The following is a 12384-nucleotide window of genomic DNA, read 5'->3' as shown; positions in this document are numbered from 1 at the left end:
GGGTGGGTGCTTCTCTGGTTAACACATGTCCCATGCTTGCGCGCTGATTGCCAGTCAAAACTGCAACCTTGGTCTGACGTGGGACAGCAAGCGAACTGTCCGTTTGCATCCGCACTGAAGCATACTGCGTAGCTTGGCGCGTGGGATAAGCGACAACTGGAGACACTGATTATGGCTTTCCTACTCCCCTCCCGAACGCATATAGGGATTGCATTGGCAGGCGCGATTATTACCGCAGTTATCGCCGCGCCGATAGCATCGGCTGCGATTTCATCGAATGTCTACATCGATGCGAAGGAGACATTCGTTCTTGGCGGGAAACAGCCTGGCGCATTCAGTGTTAAGGGCCAGAACAAGGGCGATGTTAGTGTCGAGGTTTTCGCTTCGGAAGATGGCACCAGAACACTGGTGGCGACAGTCGCTCCGGGTGACAGGTTCAAGGCCGATTTCGCGCAAGGCGAAGCGGCCTGGCTGCGCAACACGTCGGCAACCGCCCGAGCGCATGTGCGGGTTCGGATCACCGGCACGACCAGCAATCTGGGAATGGGCTATCAGGAGTGGTAGGTTAGGCGGTTAGATCAGCATGGCGCTGGAAAGGCGAGCTTATCTGACAATATCGAGCTTTACCCGCGCATGGCCGGTGGAGATCATCCCGATCTTCTCAGCTGCACCGCGCGACAGGTCTATCGTTCGGCCTCTGATAAACGGTCCCCTGTCGTTGATCTCGCACCACAACGGCGCGGCCATTGCGCGGGTTGGTAACGCGGACCTTGGTGCCAAACGGCAGTGTCTTGTGTGCCGCCGTCATGGCGCGCATGTTGAAGCGTTCGCCATTGGCCGTCAGCCGCCCGTGAAAGCGCCGCCCGTAATAGGAGGCGACCCCGGTGCCAAGGCTGCGCACAACTCTGCCGCCCTGCACTTTGGGGCGCTTTTCGCGCTTGGGCTTGAAACTGGTGAGATCGACTGCATCAGTGGGAATGCGCAGGTCAGGCGCGTCGTCGTTCTCATAGGGGGCAAAGCTGTCGGTGAAGGAAGGCTGGGTGGTCAGCTCGGCATCCGGCGCCGTGGCCGGCGCTGCTTCCTGCACCGCATGAGCCGGGCTGATCGTCAAAGCTGCTGCAAGCGTTGCGGCCAGAACGGCCCGCAAAAGTGGTGCGCACTGCAAGGCGGCACGCATAAGCGGCAAATTGCGTTTTCCTACTCCCATCTGCGCCGTTATAGCCAAGCACACTGACCGGTTGCAATTGCCAGCAAGCCAGTGCGCCGCAATTGGCCGATAGTCTGCGGCAAAAAGGCCATAATTGTTGCATGAGATAAGCGGCTACGGTGGCAGGCGTAGTAGCGATTGCAGGCGTAAACTTGCGGTGAAGGGCGCGGAAGGGTCGGCGAATTTGCGGCGGTGTGAGGACCGCGAGGCGCTGATTGCTTGGGTCTAAAGCCGCGCGCCCAAAGCAAATGGGGCCGGCATTGCTGCCGACCCCATTCTCACCAGCGCGTGGTCGCTTCGGCTCCGCTCCTTTGCCAGCAAGCTGGCTTGGGTGCTTCGCCGTTGAAGTGCACTTGGCGCCCGGCGTATCTGCCTAACGCGTCGCTCCCGGGGGAGTAACTGGCGTCAGGTTTCCTCACCGGCGCTCGCACCGGCATCCGGCTTTTCTGGTCAAGTTCGGTCCCGTCTCATTCCAGCCGAAGCTGTCATAATTCGTCCGTCTCTTATCCTTCAAACCGAGGTCAAATCGCTTATGCGTCTGCTCTTTCAAACGGTTGCTGTTCTGGTTTGATCCAGCGCTGGTTTGACCCAGCAAAGCCCCCTCAATCGCCGACAAGCGTTTTGGCCTTAACGGTGATACACTTCGCGCTATCCTCAAACGATCCGTCTTAATCCGAGCATCAGTTCCGAAAAACCTCCGCTGTCGTTAATCCGTCTCTCGAACAGTGCGTGGACAGTAACCACCGTATTCTTAATTCAAAGTCATCCGATTCAATCAAGGTCTTGCGACCGATTGTTCCGAACTCTTTTGCCTCAAGAACAGTTGTAGACTGCGCGTGGAATCGGATTTCGACAAGCCTCGAAAACGCAAGTTGTCCACTTTTGGCAGAATCGCTTGTGGAGGAGAGTGGACAACTGAACGGCTTATCGCAAATGGGTTTGGCGAGCGGCGTTTTTCGCCAGAGCGTTCACTCCGTTGGGAATGAAATGGCCAGTACCGCTTTTCGAAACTTGCGTTGGTCAGCGCAAAGGTGTCGCAGGCATCGCCGCGACTCGAAAAACTCAGCCGCGATCGCGCTGGGCGAGCAGTTTGAGCCGCAGGGCGTTCAATTTGATGAACCCTTCCGCATCGTGTTGATCGTATGCGCCGGCATCGTCCTCAAAAGTCACATGCGCCTCGGAATAAAGCGACTGGTCAGATTTGCGCCCGACAATGCCGGCAACGCCTTTGTAGAGTTTAAGGCGCACTGTGCCGCTGACTTGGGCCTGCGACCGGTCAATCGCGGCCTGCAGCATCTCGCGTTCAGGCGCGAACCAGAAGCCGTTGTAGATCAGCTGCGCGTACTTGGGCATCAGCTCGTCTTTGAGGTGGGCAGCCCCGCCATCCAGCGTGATCTGCTCAATCCCGCGATGCGCGCGCGCATAGATTTCACCGCCCGGTGTTTCGTACATGCCGCGCGACTTCATCCCGACAAAGCGGTTTTCGACCAGATCAAGCCGCCCAATCCCATGCTTGCGGCCGAGCTCATTGAGAGCAGTCAAAAGCTGTGCTGGCGACATCGCCGCGCCGTTCAAAGAGACGCCATCACCGCGCTCAAAGCCGATCTCGATATACTCAGGCGTGTTGGGGGCATCTTCTGGGTGATCGGTGCGCGAATAGACGTAATCAGGGGTCTCTTCCCACGGATCTTCGAGCACTTTGCCCTCAGACGAGGTGTGCAGCAGGTTCGCATCGGTAGAAAACGGTGCCTCGCCGCGCTTGTCCTGCGGAACGGCGATCTGATGCGCTTCGGCCCATTCGATCAGCGCGGTGCGGCTGGTCAAATCCCATTCGCGCCAAGGAGCGATCACTTTGATCGACGGGTCAAGCGCATAAGCGGACAGCTCAAAGCGGACCTGATCATTGCCTTTACCTGTAGCCCCGTGCGCAATCGCATCCGCGCCCGTTTCATGCGCGATCTCAACCAAACGCTTGGAGATGAGTGGGCGCGCGATCGAGGTGCCGAGCAGATAATCGCCTTCATACCGGGCATTGGCGCGCATCATCGGAAAAACGAAATCGCGCACGAACTCTTCGCGCAGATCCTCGATATAGATGTGCTTATCAGGAATGCCCATGGCGCGAGCCTTGTCGCGCGCTGGCTCAATCTCTTCGCCTTGGCCGAGATCGGCAGTGAATGTCACGACTTCCAATCCGCGCTCGACGCTCAACCATTTGGCGATAACCGAGGTATCAAGACCGCCCGAATAGGCGAGAACGACGCGCTTGATGTCTGACATACCTAAAAACCTTGAAAGGGGAGAAAAACGGATGCGCAGCGCGGCTAGCAGGGGGAGAGCCAGCGGCAACGGTTTCAGCGGTTTTGCGGCCAAAAGACTTGCGTAAGGGCTTAACCATTCCAAGATATGGAAGCGCATCAGGGGAGGCTGGCAATGCTGAAAATGTGGTCGAAAGCGCGCGAGCTGGCGCAAATGGCCCCGCCAGAGCGCAATCGCTGGGTTGATTTCCTGCGCGCTGTCTCGATTTTGGCGGTGGTGTTCGGGCACTGGCTCATGGCGGGGCTGTACGTCGATGAAACGGGCGCGTTGCAGCGCGGTGATCTGCTGTCGGTCGCCAATTGGACGCATTGGTTGACCTGGGCTTTTCAGGTGATGCCGGTGTTCTTTCTGGTCGGCGGCTATTCGAACGGGGTCAGCTGGGACGCTACCTTGCGTAAAGCTGAACCGGGCCAGACAGGTGTCTATCGCGACTGGCTAGCGAGCCGCGTGCAGCGGCTGATCGCGCCGACTTTTCCGGTGCTGCTTTTGTGGGCTGTGCTGGCGGTTGTGATGACGCAGGTTGGGCTTGATCGCCAGCAAATCCGCGACGCGACAGAGGCTGCCTTGATCCCTGTCTGGTTCCTTGCGGTGTATCTGCTGGTCACTGCCTGCACGCCGCTCACCCGCAAAGCGTGGGACCGGTTCGGCTGGCTGAGTTTCGCCGTCTATATTCCTATTGCGATGGCGGTCGATTGGCTGACATTCACCGCAGGTGTGCCTTACATCAACTTCACCAATTTCATGTGGGTGTTTTTGGCCATCCATCAGCTGGGTTATGCTTGGCGCGAAGGCCATTTTGACAATCGCGGCTTTGCGTTTGCGTGGTTCGGTTTGAGTGCCGCGGTGCTGGTTTTGATCACTGTATACGGCTTCTATCCTGTTTCGATGGTGTCTGCGCCAGGCGGTTTCTCCAATTCGCTGCCGCCAACGCTCGCGCTATTTGCATTGGGGGCGGCGCAGGTAGGTCTGGTGCTTGCGTTGGAGCCATTGGGCAAGAAAATGTTAGACAATCTGACCGTTTGGACCGCGACTGTCCTGATGAATGGCATGATCATGACCGTCTATCTGTGGCATCTCACTGCGTTTGTGCTGGTGATGACGGTGGTGTGGCTCGGATTCGGCGGCGCGGGTCTCGATAGCGTTCCCGGCACCGGGGAATGGTGGGCAACGCGCCCGATGTGGCTCGGCATCTACATCCTTGCACTGCTGCCAATGATAGCGATTTTCGCCCGGCATGAGCGCACTTTTACCGCGATCAGAGGTGGGCGCACTGTGCCCAAAGTGCGCGTGGTGCTTGGCGTGCTGCTCATCTGCGCAGGCCTTGCCGCAACCGCAGGCGTAACGATTGCCAGCCCAGACAGCTGGACCGGCATCCGCCTTTCAGTTGTGGCCGCGCCGTTCATTGGGGCAGCTTTGCTTGGGTTTGGGCCAGCCTATCGCTCAAGCCAAAAAGGCGAGGCGCCCAAGAGCAATTAAGGCCGACCGTTACTTGGCGAGCAACCGCTTTTCCTCCGCCTCAATATAGCCGCGTGTTATCGGCAAAGCGTGGCGGCTGCGCGCTAACTGGATTTGGTAATTGCACATGCTGCCATATTCAAAAACGGTCGCAGCGCCTGCCAGATAGAACGTCCACATGCGGAAAAACCGCTCGTCATACATGGCAATCATCTGATCCTTGTTCGCCATACAATTGGCATACCAGCAGCGCAGGGTCTTGCCGTAGTGCAGCCTTAGCGTTTCGACATCGGTGGCAATCAGACGAAACTTCTCTGACGAGGCAACCGTCTCCGAAAGCGCGGGGATATAGCCGCCGGGGAATATGTATTTGCGGGTGAAGGCATCGGTTGATCCCGGCGATCCCATCCGCCCAATTGTGTGCAGCAGCATGGTGCCGTCGTCGCGGAGCAGGTTTGCGCAAGCTTCAAAGAAAGCATCGAATTGCGGCTGGCCGACATGTTCAAACATGCCCACCGAGACAATCCGATCAAACTTGCGCCTGGCAGCAGCAAAGTCGCGATAATCGACGAGTTCAATGCTCACCTTATCGGCAAGGCCCGCATCGCGCACCTTTTGGCGGGCAAGATCCGCTTGTTCTTCGGACAGGGTGATCCCGGTGACATTCACATCGTAGTTTTTGGCCAGGAAGATTGACATGCCGCCCCATCCGCACCCAATGTCCAGAATGCTATTACCGGGCCGAACAGCTAACTTTGCCGCGATATGCGCAAGTTTTGCCGTTTGCGCCTCGCCGAGAGTTTCGACGCCATCAGGCCAATAGCCGCAGCTATATTGCCAATGCTCCGGATCGAGCATCAGCGCATAAAACTCGTTGCCGATATCATAGTGGTGCGCGACGTTATTTTTGGAGGAGACACGGTTGTTGACCCGTTCGATTGCAAAGCTGGCTTTACCTATGAGCCGCCGCGAGAGGCTGGGCGGGCCGATATCGCCGCCTTGGTCCCATCCATTGTTTGCACGCAGCAGCGTAACGAGGCCCATCACATCGCCTTCCTCAATCACCAGTCGGCCATCCATAAATGCCTCGGCAGCGCCAAGGCGCGGATCCATGATGATATCGCGCGGTACTTTGCTATCGGTCAGACGTAGAACGATTTCGGGAAAGCCTTTGGCTGGCTCTCCGAATGTCTCTGCGCTGCCATCAGCAAACACGACGCCCAATCGCCCCTGCTTTACGCCAGAGGACAAAAATCGTCTTAGAAGGGCCTTGCTCATACTTGTCTCCTGAACCTGTCGAACGGTGTTCTAAAGAAATGCTCGATCCGTTACAGGGGAATTGACAAAAGCGAGGGGATAAAATGGCGGAGCTTAAAACCAAACCAACCGATGTCGCGGTTGAGGACTTTATTGCAGCGGTTGAGCCGGTCTCAAAACGCGACGATGCGCGGATCCTTCTTGAACTGTTTGAGCGGGTAACCGGAGAGAAAGCGCATATGTGGGGGCCGTCCATCATTGGTTTTGGCAGCTATCACTACAAATATGATAGCGGACGCGAAGGTGATGCCGCGCGCTCAGGGTTCAGTCCGCGCAAGGCCAAGCATTCGCTCTACCTGATGGGCCGGTATTGCGATGAGGCAACCGGAGAGCGGGTCGATCAATTGCTGGCCAAGATGGGCAAGCACAAGACGGGGGCAAGCTGTGTGTATGTGAACAAGCTTGCCGATATTGACCTTTCCATTTTGGAAGAGGTCATTGCTATTTGCTGGAACGCGATGGAGCGCAAATACCCCGCCTAAATCCCCGCATACCATTGGTAACCGTATTCATCTTCCCAATACCCGCCTTTGCCTTTGCCGATATCTGCGAGGTCTGAAACAGCCTCAATCCCGGTCAGATACTTGGCATGCTTGTAGCCCAATTGCCGCTCTATCCGCATGCGCAGGGGAGCGCCGTTTTTCTCGGGCAGGGGGGCGCCATTCAGAGCATGGGCGATGATCGTTTGCGGGTGATAGGCATCGACCAGATCGACGCTTTCGTAGTAGGGTTCTCCGTACAGCACATCTGCGCAGCGAAAGACGATGAACGCTGCCTCGCGCTTGACCCGCGCCGCATCAAGCAAGGTGCCAAGCTGCGGCCCCGTCCATTCGGCAATAGCGCTCCACCCTTCAACACAATCGTGCCGCGTGATCTGTGTGCGCTGGGGCAGGGCCTTAAGCTCGTCAAGCGACAGCCGCAAAGGCTCCTCGACCAGGCCTCCGACCGAAAGCCGCCAATCGGCAAACCCTTTGGTCAACTGGTCTCGGTAGAGATCACTGTCGACTGTGACTGATCCATTGCCTTTGACATCGGGTGACCGGTCCTCAAGTTCATATTCACGTGCGAGCGCTTGCTTCCCGGCCAGTGTACGGTGAGCTGCACGGTGCCAGTCTTCAGCAGCATCGAACATGCGGCCGGCAGCATCCGTCTTGCCCAGATCAGAGCACGCCCCTGTTCCCAGCGCGGCCAAGCCTGCCAGCAATCCTCTGCGCGGGATGCCTTTACCGCCCGTTTCACTCATCAAAGTAGCCCTTATTGCCAGTCCGCATTGCCCCGCCTGTGATCATGCCTCGCACCAGCCGCCATGGCCCGGCCACCAGCACCATAGTGATGTGCAGCGCTGCGAAGCCTGCAAGCCCCCAAGCAGCGATGAAGTGCAGCGAGCGCGCGCTTTGCCGCCCGCCCAGCAGATCAACCAGCCACGGGGCAGCAGGTTCAAAGCCGGGACTGATCGCCAGCCCTGTTGCGATCATCAATGGCAGGCCGATGCCCAGGACTGCGCCATAGAGCAGCTTTTGAACCGAATTGTACTTGGCCCCATCCAGTGCCTTGGCTTTGCGCGGATCCGACCGCAGCACTGCCCACCATTGACGCGGCGACCAGTCGCGCGCGCTTGCCATGATGTCACGCGTAAAGTGCCGGTTCACCAGCATCGCGGTCCACATCACCAACAAGGCGATCCCGAACACCCATGCCGCGATGCTATGCCAATCGCGCGATGCAGCCAGATTGTAGGTTGAAGGCAGCGTGATCCATCCCGGAAAGCGCATCACGCTCATCCACGCATCTGCTGGGTCATAGCCATAATCGCCCCAATACAGGTGCCGATGCGCGTTTGAGATGCCAAGGCCCGACATGAACAGCACAAGCAGCGCCGCCGCGTTGATCCAGTGCCAAACCCTCGTGATGAGCGAATGGCGTTTCATACCTGCAATCCTGCAAGCGCGCGGGCGAGGTAGATGACATCGCGATCCTGATGCATTGCGTGCTGGCCGCTATCGATGAACAGGGTCTGCCCGCTCTTCATCACGCCAGTGCTGAGGAACAGCGCAGCATCCGCGATCTCGTCTGCGCCTGTCTTGCGGCCAAGCAGGTTGAGCGTGTGCGAGATGTCGGTTTCCTCTTCGCTTTGATCGTGGCTTGCCAGGATCGCGCCTGGCGCGATGCCATAGACCCGGTCGTCCTTGCCCGCCGCGCCCATGGATAGCATGGCTATGGTAGAGGCCAGAGCGTGTTTTGACATCGTATAGCTAAAGAAGTCGGGATTGGGATTGGCGATCTTCATATCGGTGATCTGGATCACGCTTCGCACACCGACACCTTGCGCGGCAGCGAGGAAGGCCTGCGCCATGCGCGCAGGGGCTAGCGCGTTGATCTGCATCGCTTCCCGGTTCATGGCCGGATCAAGCCGGCGCGCATCGTCATAGTCGAACACCGATGCCGAGTTCACCAGGCACCGCCAATTGGGCAGCGCGTCTGCGAGCCCTTCGATCATGCGAACAGCCGCCGCGTCATCGGTGAGATCGCACTGCGCGACTTCAGCCGATGGCAAGGTGTCCGCCAGTGCCTGAGCGGGTTCAGCAGAGCTCTTGTAGTGGATCACCACATGCCAGCCTGCCTCGGCAAAGCCGCGCGCGATGGCGGCCCCGATGCGGGTTGCGCCTCCGGTGACGAGCACGGCCGGCAGAGTAGGCTGGGCAGCAGCGGCGCTCATGTCCGCACCGCCTTAAGCCGCTTGGCTGCCGCATCGCGCATGACCTGGGCGAGGGGAGCAAGGCGCGCGAGCGCTTCCAGTTCTTCAGCGGCAGCCTTGCCTGCGATCAGCGCGCCGAACACGCGCTCAACGCTCCACGCCTCATCACCCAGCTCGGCCCGCTCCATCACATCGCCTGCCTCAGCCTCGCCAGCCTCCAGCACACGCATGTACCAGCCTGACCTGCCTGTCTTCACGATCCGCGCTGTCATGCCTTTCACGCCAAAGCGGTGATCAACCTTCCAGCATGGCTGGCGCGGCTGGCTTACCTCAAGCAGCGCAGTGCCAAGGCGAAAGCGGTCGCCGATATGCACCGCGTTTTCTGTGATCCCGCGCAGCGCCAGGTTCGATCCGAACGCCCCCGGTTCATCCAGCAGCGCTATTGCGGCTGCATCCTCCAGCTCAGCGCGCCAGTCATCGTGGTGATCGAGCGGATAGACATGGACCGCCTTGTCAGGCCCGCCATGCACGCGCTTGTCGGCCTGTTCATCAGGGGCAAAGCCATCGGCGAGCACTTGCACTGCGCCTTTGCGCGCCCGTTTCGCAATCGCGCTCAGCTCTGCCCCGTTGAAGGGGCGCGCTGTGCCGGTGCAGATCGCCTCGATCTCGCGCTTTCACGCTGCGGCCTCTTGTTCAGGTTCGAAGGCCTTAGTCTGAGACATGGACCGCATGTTACACGGTCCTGGAAAGAAAAAGTCACCAGCCACGCGGCGCTTAACAGGCGAAAGTGAGAGGGATAATGCGAATGCCATAACGCTCTTGCAGCACATAACCGGGCCGTAGGAAAGGCGCACCGATCAAGCTTCCTTTTGAACCGTGATGGCGATCCAGTCGCGCTGAGTGCCATCTGAACCTTTGCCAGCGAAGATATGCTCCGATTTTATGGCAAAACCTGCATCTGTATAGGCGCGCCGCACCCATTTCGCATCGGGGAAATTGTGTAGCCGGCCCAGCAAGTCGCGCCCTTCGCCGGTGCCAAGCTTGAAACTGGCATAATGCCAGCCATCCGGGCGCAGTGATTTCCAGATCCGGCCAAGAATATCGGGCAATTGCGCGCGGGGACAGTGCAGCAGGCAAGCATGCGCCCACACCGCATCATAATCTGCATCGGCGGCCAATTCATCAAACCGCATGAGCCGCGCGGCCACATCGTGGCGCTCATTCGCTTTGGCAATCATCGCAGGAATGCCGTCTGTGGCATCAAGGTCGAACCCGCGCTGCTTTATCCGGTGCGCATCACGCCCCGCGCCGCAGCCCAGTTCAAGCACGCGGGCACCGGGTGATAAACGATCCAGAAATGTGTCGAGATGCCGCGAATGGCTGATCGCCGAACTCAGCGAAAAATGCGGGGCGCGCGATTGGTAGAATTCATAGGTGGCTGGATCGATCATCATCCGTTTTGCTCTAGCCCTTATGGGGGAAGGGACAAAGCGCCCCGTGACAAGCTAACGCCCGAAACACAGGTTCCGGGCGTCTGTCTTATGGGTTTTTTGCGAGTCAGTATTTGAAGCGTTTTACGCTTTTGCGCTTGAAATGCTTCGCTTTGAGATTGTGATGATGAAAGTTGCGGTCATGCGCAAAGTGATCATGGTGCTTAAGATGCGTTTTCTTTTGAACGCGAAAGCCTTTGTGATGCCCATGAAGTTTTCTGCTGTGAAAACCTTTGTGCTTGAGCTTTGCGATCCGCTTGTGGCGCAGGCTGCTGTAACGCTTGCCGCGCAATTCGGCAGTTTCAATCGAAGTTTGAACCGGTGTGTTTACCTCAACACTATAAGTAATGGTTTGGCTTGGGGGAGGTATTGAAATATTAGCAGCTGCTGCATTGGTTGAAAGAACTGCGAGAGCGGCGGTGGCGATAGCAATCATTGTCTTTTTCATTTTCAGTGTTCCTTGTTTAATTTGGAGTGTGATTTTGATCACATGTAACACTGAGTAGTTCGGCTGATTTGTGGTTTGCGTTACAAAAGGAACAGAGACGACTTCATTTTTTGGTCGTCCCCGCCGAATGCAGCGTATAACCCTTTGATTTAAAGTCGTTATATGTTCGAAATTTCCGCGTTGATTGCTGCCTTTGCAGCCGCCTCGCGGTCTCTTTGCGCGCGGCTTTTCTTTTCGGCTGCCGTTTTCAGCTGGCCGCAAGCTGCATCAATATCGCGCCCGCGCGGGGTGCGCACAGGCGCGCTGATGCCGCCTTCGAATACGATATCGCTGAAGGATTTGATCCGTTCAGGGGCGGAGCACTCATAATCAGCCCCCGGCCACGGGTTGAACGGGATAAGGTTCACTTTGGCGGGCAGATCAAACTGTTTGAGCAGGCGCACCAATTCATGCGCATCCTCATCGCTGTCGTTTTTGTCTTTGAGCATCACATATTCAAACGTGATCCGCCGTGCATTGGACGCGCCGGGGTAAGCGGCGCAAGCCTGCAGCAATTCTTCGATGCCGTATTTGCGATTAAGCGGCACAATCTCATCACGCACAGGCTTGGTCACCGCGTGGAGCGAAACCGCCAGATTGACGCCTATCTCTTCGCCGCAGCGCTCCATCATCGGGACAACGCCGCTGGTGGACAAGGTAATGCGCCGCTTCGACAGACCCAGCCCATCGCCATCCATCACCAGATGCAGCGCGTCGCGCACATGGTCAAAGTTATACAGCGGCTCGCCCATGCCCATCATCACGATATTGGTGAGCAGGCGGCCATCGGAGGTGTAATGCGCGGCAGTCTCTTCGTCGCCAAAATCCATCGCGCCTTTGGGCCATTCGCCCAAGGCATCACGCGCGAGCATCACCTGACCCACAATCTCACCCGGCGTCAGATTGCGCACAAGCCGCATCGTGCCCGTGGCGCAAAACGTGCAATTGAGTGTGCAGCCAACCTGGCTGGACACGCACAGGGTTCCGCGTGTCTCATCAGGGATAAAGACCATTTCAAAATCGTGGCCATCATCGGTTTGGAGCAGCCATTTGCGCGTCCCGTCGGATGAATGCTGCGCTTCGACCACATTGGGCCGGCCAATGACAAAGCGCTCTTTCAGCCATGGGCGCATCGTTTTTGCGATATCGGTCATCGCGTCAAAATCAGTCACGCCCCGGTGGTAGAGCCAGTGAAACACCTGCTTGGAACGCAATTTGGCCTGCCGCGCATCAAGGCCAGCCTCTGCAAAAAGTTCGCGAATACGCGGGCGGGCAAGGCCAATCAGATCCACGCGCCCATCTTCGCGCGGAGTGATATCGCGCGGGGCAGGGACCGGGTTATCGGCGCCCGGAATGGTCATGAGTGTTGTGTCTGGCATGGTGTGTGCCCGCGCATATAGGCGCGCGCGCATGG

At 58.0% G+C, this 12384-nt stretch carries 14 protein-coding genes; 3 read left to right on the top strand and 11 right to left on the bottom strand.

All coding sequences use genetic code 11. From position 1 onward, the window contains the following. Positions 1-171 precede the first annotated feature (171 nt). Complete coding sequence (locus AC0V6W_RS02255) at positions 172-564, top strand: hypothetical protein (protein ID WP_486146726.1); 393 nt, start codon at positions 172-174, stop codon at positions 562-564. A 39-nt stretch (positions 565-603) separates the two neighbouring features. Here the strand turns inward: AC0V6W_RS02255 and AC0V6W_RS02250 are convergent, their stop codons facing one another. The 3 genes from AC0V6W_RS02250 to AC0V6W_RS02240 form a co-directional block, all read right to left on the bottom strand. Then, a complete protein-coding gene (locus tag AC0V6W_RS02250) occupies positions 604-687 on the bottom strand; it encodes a hypothetical protein (RefSeq protein WP_486151438.1) in 84 nt (27 codons plus the stop codon). Then, positions 662-1207 (bottom strand): septal ring lytic transglycosylase RlpA family protein, encoded by a 546-nt coding sequence (locus AC0V6W_RS02245; protein WP_486146724.1) that lies wholly within the window; start codon positions 1205-1207, stop codon positions 662-664. Before AC0V6W_RS02245 ends, AC0V6W_RS02250 begins: the two co-directional genes overlap by 26 nt. A gap of 1062 nt (positions 1208-2269) precedes the next feature. Continuing rightward, a complete protein-coding gene (locus AC0V6W_RS02240; RefSeq protein ID WP_486146722.1) occupies positions 2270-3487 on the bottom strand; it encodes an argininosuccinate synthase in 1218 nt (405 codons plus the stop codon). 126 nt (positions 3488-3613) lie between these two features. On the opposite strand from AC0V6W_RS02240, the gene AC0V6W_RS02235 reads away from it, so the two are divergent. Continuing rightward, positions 3614-5002 carry an acyltransferase family protein gene (locus tag AC0V6W_RS02235; RefSeq protein WP_486146720.1) on the top strand — a complete coding sequence of 463 codons (1389 nt, stop codon included), beginning with the start codon at positions 3614-3616 and terminating at the stop codon, positions 5000-5002. A 9-nt stretch (positions 5003-5011) separates the two neighbouring features. Here AC0V6W_RS02235 and AC0V6W_RS02230 read toward each other — a convergent pair whose 3' ends face one another. After that, the gene (locus AC0V6W_RS02230; RefSeq protein ID WP_486146718.1) at positions 5012-6259 is read right to left on the bottom strand and encodes a class I SAM-dependent methyltransferase; all 1248 of its coding nucleotides are present in this window, start codon (positions 6257-6259) and stop codon (positions 5012-5014) included. 83 nt (positions 6260-6342) lie between these two features. Here AC0V6W_RS02230 and AC0V6W_RS02225 point away from each other — a divergent pair, with 83 nt between their 5' ends. After that, positions 6343-6780, top strand: coding sequence for a DUF1801 domain-containing protein (locus tag AC0V6W_RS02225; RefSeq protein ID WP_486146716.1), 438 nt, complete (start codon positions 6343-6345; stop codon positions 6778-6780). On the opposite strand, the gene AC0V6W_RS02220 is transcribed toward AC0V6W_RS02225, so the two are convergent. From AC0V6W_RS02220 to rlmN, 7 genes are all read right to left on the bottom strand, one after another. Further along, the gene (locus tag AC0V6W_RS02220) at positions 6777-7541 is read right to left on the bottom strand and encodes a molybdopterin-dependent oxidoreductase (protein WP_486146714.1); all 765 of its coding nucleotides are present in this window, start codon (positions 7539-7541) and stop codon (positions 6777-6779) included. The two genes, AC0V6W_RS02225 and AC0V6W_RS02220, sit on opposite strands and share 4 nt — an antisense overlap. Then, on the bottom strand, positions 7534-8226 hold the full coding sequence (locus AC0V6W_RS02215; RefSeq protein ID WP_486146712.1) for a cytochrome b/b6 domain-containing protein: 693 nt from the start codon (positions 8224-8226) through the stop codon (positions 7534-7536). Before AC0V6W_RS02215 ends, AC0V6W_RS02220 begins: the two co-directional genes overlap by 8 nt. Continuing rightward, the gene (locus AC0V6W_RS02210) at positions 8223-9014 is read right to left on the bottom strand and encodes an SDR family oxidoreductase (protein ID WP_486146710.1); all 792 of its coding nucleotides are present in this window, start codon (positions 9012-9014) and stop codon (positions 8223-8225) included. The genes AC0V6W_RS02215 and AC0V6W_RS02210 overlap by 4 nt, the downstream gene beginning before the upstream one ends. Next, a complete protein-coding gene (locus AC0V6W_RS02205; protein WP_486146708.1) occupies positions 9011-9574 on the bottom strand; it encodes an MOSC domain-containing protein in 564 nt (187 codons plus the stop codon). Before AC0V6W_RS02205 ends, AC0V6W_RS02210 begins: the two co-directional genes overlap by 4 nt. Positions 9575-9850: 276 nt before the next feature. Next, a complete protein-coding gene (locus AC0V6W_RS02200; RefSeq protein ID WP_486146706.1) occupies positions 9851-10447 on the bottom strand; it encodes a class I SAM-dependent methyltransferase in 597 nt (198 codons plus the stop codon). Positions 10448-10550: 103 nt separating this feature from the next. Beyond that, on the bottom strand, positions 10551-10931 hold the full coding sequence (locus AC0V6W_RS02195) for a hypothetical protein (protein WP_486146704.1): 381 nt from the start codon (positions 10929-10931) through the stop codon (positions 10551-10553). 158 nt (positions 10932-11089) lie between these two features. Beyond that, the gene (rlmN, locus tag AC0V6W_RS02190; RefSeq protein ID WP_486146702.1) at positions 11090-12349 is read right to left on the bottom strand and encodes a dual-specificity RNA methyltransferase RlmN; all 1260 of its coding nucleotides are present in this window, start codon (positions 12347-12349) and stop codon (positions 11090-11092) included. Between the last annotated feature and the right edge of the window lie 35 nt (positions 12350-12384).

It is taken from the genome of Erythrobacter sp. JB1-7, assembly GCF_057365015.1.
This window is presented reverse-complemented; position numbering and strand designations above follow the sequence as displayed.

Coding starts and splice junctions, on each gene's coding strand:
- AC0V6W_RS02195 (WP_486146704.1), bottom strand. CDS start 10,931: ATGAAAAAGACAATGATTGCTATCGCCACCGCCGCTCTCGCAGTTCTT.
- AC0V6W_RS02225 (WP_486146716.1), top strand. CDS start 6,343: ATGGCGGAGCTTAAAACCAAACCAACCGATGTCGCGGTTGAGGACTTT.
- AC0V6W_RS02210 (WP_486146710.1), bottom strand. CDS start 9,014: ATGAGCGCCGCTGCTGCCCAGCCTACTCTGCCGGCCGTGCTCGTCACC.
- AC0V6W_RS02230 (WP_486146718.1), bottom strand. CDS start 6,259: ATGAGCAAGGCCCTTCTAAGACGATTTTTGTCCTCTGGCGTAAAGCAG.
- AC0V6W_RS02200 (WP_486146706.1), bottom strand. CDS start 10,447: ATGATGATCGATCCAGCCACCTATGAATTCTACCAATCGCGCGCCCCG.
- AC0V6W_RS02240 (WP_486146722.1), bottom strand. CDS start 3,487: ATGTCAGACATCAAGCGCGTCGTTCTCGCCTATTCGGGCGGTCTTGAT.
- AC0V6W_RS02255 (WP_486146726.1), top strand. CDS start 172: ATGGCTTTCCTACTCCCCTCCCGAACGCATATAGGGATTGCATTGGCA.
- AC0V6W_RS02220 (WP_486146714.1), bottom strand. CDS start 7,541: ATGAGTGAAACGGGCGGTAAAGGCATCCCGCGCAGAGGATTGCTGGCA.
- AC0V6W_RS02245 (WP_486146724.1), bottom strand. CDS start 1,207: ATGGGAGTAGGAAAACGCAATTTGCCGCTTATGCGTGCCGCCTTGCAG.
- AC0V6W_RS02215 (WP_486146712.1), bottom strand. CDS start 8,226: ATGAAACGCCATTCGCTCATCACGAGGGTTTGGCACTGGATCAACGCG.
- AC0V6W_RS02235 (WP_486146720.1), top strand. CDS start 3,614: ATGGAAGCGCATCAGGGGAGGCTGGCAATGCTGAAAATGTGGTCGAAA.
- rlmN (WP_486146702.1), bottom strand. CDS start 12,349: ATGCCAGACACAACACTCATGACCATTCCGGGCGCCGATAACCCGGTC.